11 protein-coding genes are annotated in these 10,436 nt (G+C 47.7%); 5 read left to right on the forward strand and 6 right to left on the reverse strand.

The genetic code is table 11. The features are described 5' to 3' along the window. Positions 1 to 5 precede the first annotated feature (5 nt). Entirely contained in the window at positions 6 to 920 is a 915-nt protein-coding gene (gene rbsB / locus MKX80_RS19695; RefSeq protein WP_020453176.1) for a ribose ABC transporter substrate-binding protein RbsB, read from the forward strand. Between the two features lie 268 nt (positions 921 to 1,188). Here rbsB and budA read toward each other — a convergent pair whose 3' ends face one another. Both budA and alsS read right to left on the reverse strand, forming a co-directional pair. Then, positions 1,189 to 1,950: an acetolactate decarboxylase gene (gene budA, locus MKX80_RS19700; protein WP_154999537.1), complete on the reverse strand. Its 762-nt coding sequence runs from the start codon at positions 1,948 to 1,950 to the stop codon at positions 1,189 to 1,191. Positions 1,951 to 2,002: 52 nt separating this feature from the next. Further along, positions 2,003 to 3,721, reverse strand: coding sequence for an acetolactate synthase AlsS (gene alsS, locus MKX80_RS19705; RefSeq protein ID WP_268317105.1), 1,719 nt, complete (start codon positions 3,719 to 3,721; stop codon positions 2,003 to 2,005). Positions 3,722 to 3,881: 160 nt separating this feature from the next. On the opposite strand from alsS, the gene alsR reads away from it, so the two are divergent. Then, on the forward strand, positions 3,882 to 4,760 hold the full coding sequence (gene alsR / locus MKX80_RS19710) for an acetoin biosynthesis transcriptional regulator AlsR (protein WP_154999535.1): 879 nt from the start codon (positions 3,882 to 3,884) through the stop codon (positions 4,758 to 4,760). An 86-nt stretch (positions 4,761 to 4,846) separates the two neighbouring features. Here alsR and ggt read toward each other — a convergent pair whose 3' ends face one another. Continuing rightward, the gene (gene ggt, locus MKX80_RS19715) at positions 4,847 to 6,424 is read right to left on the reverse strand and encodes a gamma-glutamyltransferase (RefSeq protein ID WP_268342849.1); all 1,578 of its coding nucleotides are present in this window, start codon (positions 6,422 to 6,424) and stop codon (positions 4,847 to 4,849) included. 235 nt (positions 6,425 to 6,659) lie between these two features. Between ggt and MKX80_RS19720 the strand changes: the two genes are divergently transcribed. From MKX80_RS19720 to MKX80_RS19730, 3 genes are read left to right on the forward strand one after another with little or no spacing between them, the layout of a single operon-like run. Next, the gene (locus MKX80_RS19720) at positions 6,660 to 7,136 is read left to right on the forward strand and encodes an Lrp/AsnC family transcriptional regulator (protein WP_003185856.1); all 477 of its coding nucleotides are present in this window, start codon (positions 6,660 to 6,662) and stop codon (positions 7,134 to 7,136) included. Between the two features lie 21 nt (positions 7,137 to 7,157). Next, the gene (locus tag MKX80_RS19725) at positions 7,158 to 7,742 is read left to right on the forward strand and encodes a chromate transporter (RefSeq protein WP_268342850.1); all 585 of its coding nucleotides are present in this window, start codon (positions 7,158 to 7,160) and stop codon (positions 7,740 to 7,742) included. Next, positions 7,739 to 8,275: a chromate transporter gene (locus tag MKX80_RS19730; protein ID WP_154994675.1), complete on the forward strand. Its 537-nt coding sequence runs from the start codon at positions 7,739 to 7,741 to the stop codon at positions 8,273 to 8,275. The genes MKX80_RS19725 and MKX80_RS19730 overlap by 4 nt, the downstream gene beginning before the upstream one ends. Before the next feature lie 97 nt (positions 8,276 to 8,372). Here the strand turns inward: MKX80_RS19730 and MKX80_RS19735 are convergent, their stop codons facing one another. The 3 genes from MKX80_RS19735 to MKX80_RS19745 form a co-directional block, all read right to left on the reverse strand. Continuing rightward, positions 8,373 to 9,125: a CpsB/CapC family capsule biosynthesis tyrosine phosphatase gene (locus MKX80_RS19735; RefSeq protein ID WP_154994678.1), complete on the reverse strand. Its 753-nt coding sequence runs from the start codon at positions 9,123 to 9,125 to the stop codon at positions 8,373 to 8,375. Between the two features lie 26 nt (positions 9,126 to 9,151). Further along, positions 9,152 to 9,874, reverse strand: a complete 723-nt coding sequence (locus tag MKX80_RS19740) for a Wzz/FepE/Etk N-terminal domain-containing protein (RefSeq protein ID WP_216929858.1) — start codon at positions 9,872 to 9,874, stop codon at positions 9,152 to 9,154. A gap of 225 nt (positions 9,875 to 10,099) precedes the next feature. Next, positions 10,100 to 10,243, reverse strand: coding sequence for a hypothetical protein (locus MKX80_RS19745; protein WP_003185866.1), 144 nt, complete (start codon positions 10,241 to 10,243; stop codon positions 10,100 to 10,102). Positions 10,244 to 10,436 lie beyond the last annotated feature (193 nt).

A 10,436-nucleotide genomic window follows, 5' to 3' on the forward strand; every position in this document is an offset into this window, starting at 1 on the left:
TACTGATGAAAAAAACATTAACGGTTTTCACCGCATTGGCGCTTCTGTTTCTGTCCGCCTGCTCGCTCGAGCCGCCGGAATGGGCAAAACCGAATAAAGAAAAAGGAACGGATATCAAAATCGGTTTATCTGTCTCAACTTTGAAAAATCCGTTTTTCGTTTCATTAAAGAACGGAGTTGTCAAAGAAGCCAAAAAACAAGGAATTGAAGTGATTGTCGTGGATGCACAGGACGATTCGGCAAAGCAGACGAATGATGTCGAAGATCTTCTTCAGCAAGGCGTTGACGCCTTATTGATCAATCCGGCGGACTCCTCCGCCATCTCAACGGCAGTCCAATCGGCCAATTCGCTTGGCATTCCGGTCGTCACTCTTGACCGCTCCGCTGAAAACGGAAAAGTAGAAACGCTCGTCGCGTCAGATAACGTAAAAGGCGGACAAATGGCAGCGGACTTTATCGTGCAGCAGCTCGGTAAAGGCGCAAAAGTGGCTGAGCTTGAAGGCGTCCCCGGTGCATCAGCAACAAGGGAACGGGGCTCAGGGTTTCATAAGACCGCTGATGACAAGCTGAATGTCATCGCAAAGCAAACAGCCGATTTTGACAGGACAAAAGGGTTGAACGTCATGGAGAACCTCCTTCAAGGAAACCCTGATATCCAGGCGGTTTTCGCCCATAATGACGAAATGGCGCTCGGCGCGATTGAAGCGATCAGAAGTTCAGGAAAAGAGATTCTTGTCGTCGGCTTCGACGGCAATGAAGATGCGGTTAAAGCGGTTCAGGCCGGAGACATGTCGGCCACGATCGCCCAGCAGCCCGAATTGATCGGCAAGCTCGCAGTACAAGCGGCCCGCGATATTTTGAACGGCAAAAAAGTTGAAAAAACGATACCCGCACCGCTCAAACTGGAAACGAAAAAGTAACGAAGAAATCAGACCTCTTCATATACGGAGGTCTGATTTTTTTTGACCATCTCCATAAAAGCCCTTGCCGCCCAACTCAAATAGCATGTTTCCGGATAAGCAAACACAAGCGTCCGGGACGGATCGGATTGCAAAGGAACATAGACGATCCTGTCAGACCCCTTTAGCAAAACGGCCCGTTGGATTCCGGTCCTCAGCATACGCGTCATTGGTTTAAGGAAGCTCAGCGAAAGCAAAAAAGCCCTCTTTTCAAAGAGGGCTTTTTCATTTACTCGGGATTGCCTTCGGCCGCTTCAATTCCGGCTGCAAGATCGTGTTTATTGAGATCCGCTTTAAAGAAATCTTGCGTATTCGGCAATCTGAGATTCATATTGAGTTTTTGAGAAATTTGCACCGTGCATTCTTCGATTTCATAATCGAAAACGTGTCCGCCGACATTGCGGTCTTCATCAATAAAGTGAAGATGAAAACCGGAAACTGCGATTCCGTTGGCATATTGCGGTGTCCAAAAGCCGACGATCGTCCCTTTAATATCATTAAAATCAAAGATCGGCTGCGATTTTACCGCATCAACCATCGGCACGTACGGTTTTTCCTGAAGTTCAACCGTTCTCGTTTTGACTTTCTTAAAGGTTCCGTCCATGCGGATCGCGTAAAACAGGTTTTCACTCGGCATGATCCGTTTCATTTCTTCTTCGAACGCCTCAAGCGGCATCCGCTGCTTGATTTCGTGATAGATATCCGGCCGGAAGAAAGCCAGCGAGCAAAACGGAGAACAATCGCTTCCTTGAACAGGATAGGCCTTTCCATCGGAACGGAGACGGTAAAACTCACCGTCAAAACCGATCAGCTCGCCGTCGAGCCGATTGAACGTCCCAATCCCGAAGTCTCCGTGCTCCTTCGCTTCGGACATATAAAAATCCCCGTCGTAAATTCCGTCCAATAAAGATACCATCGTTGAGACCTGATAGACTTGATCGAGGTTCTTATCAACGGGCTGAATGATTTTTTGTTTGCTTGCACTTTTCATTTTCCTCTTTTCACTCCCTTGATTTTGTTCGTTGTGACTGGACATGCTGTGATCAAGATTGCTTAGAGGCTTCTTTTTTAAAATGTTCCTCAAAGTTTTTTGGAAAACGCTGATCGGCCAAATGAATGTTGTCACTGTAATCAACCGGAATATCAATGACAACCGGCCCCTCTGCATCAAGACCAGCTTTAAGCACCTCTGCCAATTCGTCAGGCGAATTGACCCTTAAACCTTTTGCTCCAAAGCTTTCAGCATATTTTACAATATCGATTCCGCCGAAGTCGACTCCTGACGTCCGCTTGTATTTCATCTCCTGCTGGAACGCAACCATATCGTATGTGCTGTCATTCCAGACAATGTGAACGATCGGCGCTTTTAATCTGACCGCTGTCTCAAGCTCCATCGCGGAGAACAGGAAGCCCCCGTCCCCGGAAACAGACACGACTTTCTGTCCCGGATTGACTAGCGTTGCTGCAATCGCCCACGGCAAAGCCACGCCAAGCGTCTGCATGCCGTTGGAAATCAGCAGTCCATGCGGACGGTAGGTGCGGAAATATCTTGACATCCAAATCGCATGGGAGCCGATGTCGCATGTCACCGTTATGTCATCACTCAGCAAATCACGCAAATCGCGAACGATTTGCAGCGGATGAACAAGATCCGCTTTTGTTTCTTTAGGAGGCTCGCTTTGCTCCTCCAGCGCTTTCTTCAAATAATCAAGCACAGGTGCAAATGACTCATCGATAGAAACCGGCAAAGAATCATGTTCGATATGGTTTAACGTCTCTGCGATATCGCCGATCAATTCGATTTCAGGCTGATAGTCATGATCGATATCAGCTTGTATTTCGTCAAGATGAATCACGCTTCGCTCGCCTTTTCCATTCCAAAAGACCGGATCGTATTCAATCGGATCATAGCCGACCGTCAAAACGACATCCGCTTTTTCCAATAAAAGATCTCCGGGCTGATTGCGGAATAATCCGATCCGGCCGAAGTACTGATCTTCCAAATCGTGAGACAGCGTACCCGCTGCTTGGTATGTTTCAACAAACGGCAGCTTCACTTTCCTTAGCAGACGGCGGACCGCTTCAATCGCTTCAGGTCTTCCGCCTTTCATTCCGACAAGCACGACAGGAAGGTTCGCATTGTGAATTTTGGCGATGGCCGCGCTGATTTGTTCGTCCGGAGCCGCGCCCAGCTTCGGCGCCGGCATGGTTTTTACCGGCTTGGCAGTTGCCGGACCGGCCGTAACGTCTTGCGGAAAGCTGAGAAACGCTGCGCCAGCCTGTCCAGATGTTGCCGCTCTAAATGCATTGGTTACAGCCTCAGGGATGTTGTTCGCATCTTCCACTTCTGCGCTATATTTCGTAATCGGCTGAAACAACGCCGCATTATCCATCGATTGATGAGTTTTTTTGAGACGATCCGCTCTTTTTACAGCACCCGCCAGGGCAACAACCGGATCTCCTTCTGTATTGGCTGTTACAAGACCGGTCGCTAAATTAGACGCTCCCGGACCTGAAGTCACCAGGCAAACACCGGGCTTTCCAGTCAATCGTCCGACTGCCGCCGCCATAAATGCTGCATTCTGCTCGTGACGGCAAACGATCAATTCAGGCCCCTTGTCTTTCAATACGTCAAACACCGCATCGATTTTTGCTCCCGGAATACCGAAAACATGAGTGACACCTTGCTGAATGAGACTATCCACCACAAGCTCTGCTCCTCTTACAGTAAGAGTTTCATTTTTAGCGGCTACATTATTCAAAGCCCTCACTCCTCCATTTTCATTCATTTACAATGAATTTTTAATAAAATTATTGTATTATTAAATATACATCTTGTGGAAATTGTTTTCCAATACTTCTTTGTCTTACAATTAATATGTAAAACGACTGAAATCGCATTCAGAAAGGAATGAGTGATTAATGGAGCTGCGCCATCTTCGTTATTTTATGGTTGTTGCCGAAGAACTGCATTTCGGAAAAGCAGCTCTTCGGCTGAACATGACTCAGCCTCCGCTCAGCCAGCAGATTAAACAACTAGAAAGTGAAATAGGCGTCACCTTGCTGAAGAGGTCAAAAAGAGCTGTCAGGCTGACGGCGGCAGGCGGGGTCTTTTTAAAACAAATCAAGGAAGGACTTTCCCAGATTGATCAGGCCGTCGACATGGCTCAGCGGACGGCCCGCGGGGAGCTGGGCAGACTCGTGATCGGCTTTGTCGGCTCCGCAACATACGAGATCATGCCTCCTATCATCAGGGAATACCGAAACCGGTTCCCGTCCGTGCAGATTGATCTTCGGGAGCTTTCAACACCCAATCAGGTCGATGCACTGCTAAACGGACATATTGACATCGGGGTGCTGCACCCCCCGTTGGGAAACGACGAACTGAAGTCATACACGGTGAAGAAAAGCCACTGTGTCCTTGCACTTCCGAAACACCACCCGCTGACAGAAAAACCCCGGGTTTATTTGAAAGATCTTGAAGACGAATCACTGATTGTCATTGCCAAAGAAGCGTGGCCCTCTTTATACACGGAATTCAATTTCTTGTGTGAAAAAGCCGGGTTTATCCCCAACATCGCCCAGGAAGCTACAGAATACCAAATGGTGATCGGCCTCGTATCGGCCGGAATGGGAATCGCCGTCGTGCCTACGGCGGCTAAACGATTATTTAACCTTGATGTTGTATACAAAGAAATCGAAGACTTTCCCCTTCGCGCCGAATGGATTACCGCGCATCGAAAGGACAACCGCAATCCGGCGCTTAAGCATTTCATCGAAATCTCGGATCAACGCTCATAGCCGGATAGAAAAAACCCCGTGGACAAATCCTCCTTGTTCACGGGGTTTTTTCCTCGTATTGACGTTTGCGCGTTTTGAAAACGTAGTTAAATGCCGATTGCTGCCCCATCGCTTCTCGGATCGCTTCCCCCTCTCAGGAAACCTTGATCATCAATCTCAATGATACCGGCATGACCCATCACACCGTCAAAGTCGCCGACAACGGTTACATGATGCCCATGCTTTCGCAGTTTTGCGATCACTTCAGGCGTCACTCTGCTTTCTATTCTTACACCTTCCACCCGCTCTCCCCATGTTCTGCCCCATACCCATCTCGGTTCATGAACGGCTGTTTGAGGATCCATCCCGTAATCTATCATTCTCGTAATAAGAGCCGTCTGCGTCTGCGGCTGTCCTTCTCCCCCCTGCGTTCCGTAAAGGAATTTCGGCTTCCCGCCCCTGAACGCCATGGCGGGCATCAGCGTATGAAAAGTTCTTTTTCCCGGCTCCAGCGTATTGACATGGTCAGGATCAAGCGAGAAAAACGACCCTCTGTTCTCCAAAATGACGCCGGTATCTCCAACTGTCACCCCAGAGCCGAATTCGAAATACAAACTTTGAATAAACGAAACAGCATTCCCGTCTTCATCTACTGCTGCTGCATAAGCTGTATCGCTGCCGAGCGGCTGGCTCTCCACCTGAAGCGCCGGCAGTCCGATTTTTGCGGCCAGCTCCCGCGCATACCCTTTGTCCAGCAGTCGTCCAAGCGGTATTTGGGAGAATTCCGGGTCAGTCAATACTTTGTTGCAGTCGGAAAAGCTTAATTTCAATGCTTCGATGAGCAGATGATAATACTCGAAAGAACCGTGCTCGATCGTGCCAAAGTCGTAGTTTTCCAAAATATTCAATGTCATAAGACCGATAAATCCTTGTGAATTCGGAGGCATTTGATAGATCGCATATTCTCTGTATGTGGATGAAAGCGGAGACACCCATTCCCCTTGATGCCGCTCGAAATCTTCAAGGGTCAAGATACCTCCGTTGTTTTGCAGATAGGCTGCTGAAGCTTGGGCAATTTCTCCTTTATAAAAGGCGTCTCTTCCTTTCTCAGCGATCATCGCCAAAGTGCGCGCGAGCTCTTTTTGCACAAAGCGCTCACCCGGAGAGGGCGGTTTTCCTCCCGGAAGATAAATATCTGCAGTTATCGGCATACCGGAAAGCCATTCAGCGTTTTTCACCGTGTTTTGACATTGATCAGGCGAGACCGGGAAACCCTTTTCTGCATACATGATCGCCGGCTTCAGCACCTCTCGAAGCGATAAACGGCCGTACGCAGCCAGTATTTCGGCCCAGCTGTCCACCATCCCCGGCACGGTAATCGCACTCCTTATGCCCCTGACCGGAATGGCATGCTCTCCTTTATACTGATCCCGGTCCGCTTTCCGCCCCGACCGCCCGCTGCCATTGTACCCTTTAATCTCACCACTGCCACTGTGATACATCAGCCAAAAGGCATCCCCTCCGAGTCCTGTCATATGCGGATAGACAACAGCAAGGCACGCGCTTACTGCAACAGCCGCGTCAAACGCGTTTCCTCCCTTCTCCATGATGCTGCTGCCTGCAAGCGAAGCGAGATAATGAGGACTGACAACCATTTGTTTCGAACCGATCTTCAACTTCTCCATAGCTCCTTCCTTCCTTTCAAGCATCCATTTGTCTTTTGAAGTATAGTGGCCCGTTAAAAGAGGTGCTACTTTCAGGGAAGAAAAACTAACACCCTTTTTCAATAAGTATTAAAAAAACGTTAAAATGATTCATATCGAAACCCGTATTATGATACAATTTACAAAATGTTCATTTATAATGCGATTGACAAGCAATTTCGAATGATAATGACCAAACAGAAAGGAAGGGACATTTGTGAGCCTCGACTACCATATGCCAAATTTAATTCTTGATGAAACGGATAAAAAAATCCTTTCGATCTTGCATGAGGAAGGAAGAATCTCTTATACCGATTTGGGAAAGCGCGTGGGACTCTCAAGAGTTGCTGTACAGACGCGGATCAACAACTTGATTGAAGAAGGCATCATTGAAAAATTCACAGCCGTCATCAATCCAGTCAAGGTCGGGATTCACGTATCGGTGTTTTTCAACGTTGAAGTCGAACCCCAATATTTAGAGGCTGTTGCTGTTGCTTTGGAAAAGGAGCCTGCCGTGACAAGCCTCTATCATATGACAGGGCCGAGCAAGCTGCATATGCACGGCATTTTCGCAAATGATCAGGAGATGGAGGAATTTTTGACGAAGCGCCTGTATCCCCTGAAAGGCGTTGTGAGCGTCGACTGCCAGATGCTGATTAAACGATATAAGAGCCGAATGGGAATGAAGCTTTAACTGAATAGGAGGAAACGCAAAATGAAGCACCCTTACCGGGAACTGATCATCGCAATGACAAGAACGGGGATATTGGGATTTGGCGGCGGCCCGTCCGTTATCCCACTGATCCGTCATGAAGCCGTTTCTAAGTTCAAATGGATCGATGATGATGAATTCGGGGAAATTTTGGCGATTGCCAATGCGCTGCCCGGGCCGATCGCCACGAAAATGTCGGCATATTTAGGTCATAAAGTCAAAGGCGTTCCGGGTGCTGTCGTTGCCACAGCCGCCCATATCATGCCGACGTGCGCTGCGATGGCCGCCTTATTCGCAGCCGTTAATGTGCTCAGCCACTCAAAAATCGTAAGCGGCATGATCGGCGCTGTCACCCCTGTCATCGCCGTCATGCTCGGCATCATGGCTTACGAATTTGGGCAAAAAGCATTGAAAGGCTTCGGCTTGCTGGCCGGCGTGCTTTTCTTTATTCTTGCGTTTTTGGGTCTTCAAGTGTTTTCCATCCACCCCGGCATCATTGTCATCCTGTTTTTAACGTATGGCGCGTTCCATTTTAAATTAAAAAGAAAAGCGGCCCGGGAAAAGGATAAAGGAGTGTCCGCTTCATGATCATCTTTTATTTGTTTTGGGCTTTCTTTATTGCAAACTTATTGGGCTACGGGGGCGGGCCGGCTTCAATTCCGCTTAATTTTGAAGAAGTTGTTCAGCATTTTCACTGGCTGTCAAAAGAGGAATTTTCAAACATGCTTGCGCTTGCAAACGCTCTGCCGGGCCCGATCGCCACAAAAATCGCCGCTTATGTCGGCTACAGCGTGCTCGGATGGCCCGGTGTCTTCATTGCTCTTGCCGCAACTGTACTGCCTTCAGCCATCGCGCTCGTTTTGCTGCTCAAGCTGATCGGCCGCTACCGCCAGTCGCCAATCGTCAAAGGAATGACCTTGTCGGTTCAGCCGGTTATCGCCATGATGATGCTTCTTTTGACGTGGGAAATCGGCGGTGATGCGATCAAGTCGATCGGCTTTGTTCAATCACTTGTCATCGCGCTAATCTCTTTGGTGGCCTTGACGAAGTTCCGCGTCCATCCAGCTTTCCTAATCGTGGCCGCCTTCGCTTACGGCGGGCTTGTCATTCCGCTCTTGTAGAAAGGGACGTCCGGCCGCTTTCTATCGGATGATATAAAAAATCAGCGCCGTATAACCGGCGCTGACATTTTGGCTGACGGGCTTTTGTGAATAGCTTTCACAGCAGGCCCATCAGCTTTTTCTTTTTGACGGGACGCGGTGTTTCTTTATGAATATCCCGGTTTTCCAGGAGCAGGCCCGCGTTTTCTGTAAACACGTTCAAAAAATCGCGGCCGTAATCGTTTTCTACTGCATCAAAAAAGAAAGATCGGGTCGTGAGGTTGTGGGCGTCTGATGCGATAAAGTGGACGAGGTTCGCTTCAAGAAAGCGGCGGGCGAGCCGTTTGACACTTCTGCCAAAGCGGCCGGCAAGACTTGAACATGTTAGCTGGACGCACGCGCCGTTTTTGACGAGGCGGTACAGCAGATCGGGATTCTCCATCAATTCAAGGTTCCGCTCGGGGTGTGCGATAATCGGAATGTAACCATTTAACTGGAGATCGAACAGCAGCTTTTCGGCATACCGCGGAACATGGTGGTAAGGAAGTTCAATCAGCAAATATTTTGTGCCGGCGAGACTGAGCAGTCTGCCGCGCTCAAGATCGCGCTTCAATTCGCCGTACAGGCGGATTTCCTGTCCGGGGGTAATGAGAACCGGGATGTTTTCCTTTTGCACCCTCGTCTTTAAATCCGAAACAGCTGCAAGAATGGCCTCTTTTTGATGTTCGTATACACCGTTTCGGTGATGAGGTGTGGCGATAATCGTATGAATCCCTTGACGGGCAGCTTGTTTAGCCATTTCTATACTGTCATTCATACATGCTGCTCCATCATCAATGTCCGCAAGAATGTGGCAATGAATATCGATCATAGGCGACCTCCCCGTGTTTTCCCGTTTTAGAACGTATGATCTTTGCCGACAAAGCTTTCCAGCTTCGGGGCCTGTCCTTTTTTCGGTCTCACATACAGAATATTTCCCAACACGTGAACGTTCAGCTCTTTTTCGATGTCTTCTTCATTTCGAACGGTATTTTTCAAAAGCTCGAGCAAAAATGCAAGCCCTGCACTAAACAGCAGGCCGAATCCTGTAAAAACAGCGATGTTGAACTTCTTGTTCGGGCTGACGGGAACAGGCGTATGATCGGGATTGGCTTTCGCAACAAGGCTGACTTCAGTATTTTCACCCATAATGCCGTCAATGTCCCTTTGGAATACGGCAACGACTGTGTTCACGATGTCCGCCGCCTTGGAATAATCCTTGTCAGTCGCGGAGATACTGACAATCTGTGATTCATTTTCGCTGATAACTGTGATTTTTTGCTTCAAGTCTTCAGCGGTTTCCGGAAGGTTAAGTTCGTCTTTAACCTTGTTTAAGATAATCGGGCTTTTCATAATGACGTTGTACGTGTTGATAAGTTCAAGGTTGGTCTGAATGTCGGTGAAGTTCGATGTTTGACGGCCGTTGATGAGGATTTGGGCGGATGCCTGATAGACGGGTGTGAGCCAATAAAAGTTGACGGCAGCGCTGGACAGAGCGGCCGCAATGGTGATCAGTGCGATCAGAACGAATCTTTTTTTCAAAATGATGAACACATCTTTAAAGCCGATATGATCTCTCATAAAAACCTCCCTTTAGAATTCGCATATTTATTTAAATTTTCAGCAAATTAAACACCTACCCTTGATTATACATGGTTATTTCGTTTCCGAAAGAAATGAATCCTGACAAATAACGGGAGATACCGGGGAAACCGCGTCTTTATATGGTATTAAATATCGACTTTTGCAGGACCTGCGCACATTTTGCTGAACGAAAAAGTGTGCAAACCGCAGTCTGCACACCTTTTACGTCGTATATCCATTTTTGATATGAAGAATGAGATCTTCAAGAAGTTCTTTCGTCGTTATGTCTTTTGATTTTTCACCAACGTCATACGCATGCATAAGAATTCTCAAAAATTCTTCCTGATTCAATTCCTTGTCATCCATATCCTTTTCCTTTCAGCTTCCATAAATTAAAACATTTCTGATTATATTTCAAATTATATGATGTAAAGAATCGATTTGCCATAGTCTATTACATTATTCGACACCCGTCCGTTTTTATGTCCTTTTCCAGAGAAAATCTTTTTTGGACGGATTGATTAAGCTATAATAGAGAGATTGGAAACTTTTTAAAAGC

The sequence above is a fragment of the Bacillus sp. FSL K6-0972 genome (assembly GCF_037976035.1).
Lineage (GTDB): Bacteria > Bacillota > Bacilli > Bacillales > Bacillaceae > Bacillus > Bacillus haynesii.